Origin of the sequence: Sulfobacillus harzensis, from assembly GCF_012933365.1 — a bacterium.
Lineage (GTDB): Bacteria > Bacillota > Sulfobacillia > Sulfobacillales > Sulfobacillaceae > Sulfobacillus_B > Sulfobacillus_B harzensis.
The window spans coordinates 1-1,577 of record NZ_JABBVZ010000253.1 but is presented as its reverse complement, the minus strand read 5'-3'; the positions used below and the strand labels follow the sequence as shown (position 1 = coordinate 1,577).

At 62.3% G+C, this 1,577-nt stretch carries 1 rRNA gene; it reads left to right on the top strand.

Going from position 1 to position 1,577, the window contains the following annotated elements:
• Positions 1–2: 2 nt before the first annotated feature.
• A 16S ribosomal RNA gene (locus tag HIJ39_RS22840) occupies positions 3–1,533 on the top strand.
• Positions 1,534–1,577: the final 44 nt, after the last annotated feature.

The window sequence follows — 1,577 nt, the reverse complement described above, 5'->3', positions numbered from 1 at the left end:
GAGTCATGGAGAGTTTGATCCTGGCTCAGGACGAACGCTGGCGGCGTGCTTAATACATGCAAGTCGAGCGGTTCTTCTTCGGAAGAGCAGCGGCGGACGGGTGAGGAACACGTGAGTAACCGGGCATCCAGTGGGGGATATCGGGCCGAAAGGCGCGGCAATCCCGCATACGTCCCGGTCCCGCAAGGGGCCGGGGGAAAGGCCTTCGGGTCGCTGGATGGGGGGCTCGCGGCCCATTAGCTAGTTGGGGGGGTAACGGCCTCCCAAGGCGACGATGGGTAGCCGGCCTGAGAGGGTGATCGGCCACACTGGGACTGAGACACGGCCCAGACTCCTACGGGAGGCAGCAGTAGGGAATCTTCCACAATGGGCGCAAGCCTGATGGAGCAACGCCGCGTGAGTGAAGACGGCCTTCGGGTTGTAAAGCTCTGTCTGTCGGGACGAGGGCCCGGGTGCAAACCCGGGCGGGACGGTACCGGCGGAGGAAGCCCCTGCAAACTACGTGCCAGCAGCCGCGGTAAGACGTAGGGGGCAAGCGTTGTCCGGAATTACTGGGCGTAAAGGGCGTGTAGGCGGTTTCACACGTAGCGGTTTTCAGCCGCCGGCTCACCCGGCGGAGGGCGGCTAAACGGTGGAACTGGAGGGCAGGAGAGGTGCACGGAATTCCTGGTGGAGCGGTGAAATGCGTAGAGATCAGGAAGAACACCGGTGGCGAAGGCGGTGCACTGGCCTGGCCCTGACGCTGAGGCGCGACAGCGTGGGGAGCAAACGGGATTAGATACCCCGGTAGTCCACGCCGTAAACGATGGATACTAGGTGTCGCGGGGGTCCACCCGGCGGTGCCGGAGCTAACGCACTAAGTATCCCGCCTGGGGAGTACGGCCGCAAGGTTGAAACTCAAAGGAATTGACGGGGGCCCGCACAAGCAGTGGAGCATGTGGTTTAATTCGACGCAACGCGCAGAACCTTACCAGGACTAGACGGGACCATGAGTCCCCCGAAAGGGGGAGGCTTCTTCGGAAGAGTGGTCGTCAGGTGCTGCATGGTTGTCGTCAGCTCGTGTCGTGAGATGTTGGGTTAAGTCCCGCAACGAGCGCAACCCTCGTCGTGTGTTGCCAGCGGTTCGGCCGGGCACTCACACGAGACTGCCGGTGACAAACCGGAGGAAGGTGGGGATGACGTCAAATCCGCATGGCCTTTATGTCCTGGGCCACACACGTGCTACAATGGCGCCGACAACGGGCCGCGACCCCGCGAGGGGGAGCGAATCCTTCAAACGGCGTCCCAGTTCGGATTGCAGGCTGCAACTCGCCTGCATGAAGCCGGAATTGCTAGTAATCGCGGATCAGCATGCCGCGGTGAATCCGTTCCCGGGCCTTGTACACACCGCCCGTCACACCACGAGAGTCGGCCACACCCGAAGCCGGTCGGTCGAACCCGCATGGGACGACCCCGTCGACGGTGGGGCGGATGATTGGGGTGAAGTCGTAACAAGGTAGCCGTATCGGAAGGTGCGGCTGGATCACCTCCTTTCTAGGGACACGTGTGCGCATGATGATATGGTTTTGAAGGACCGG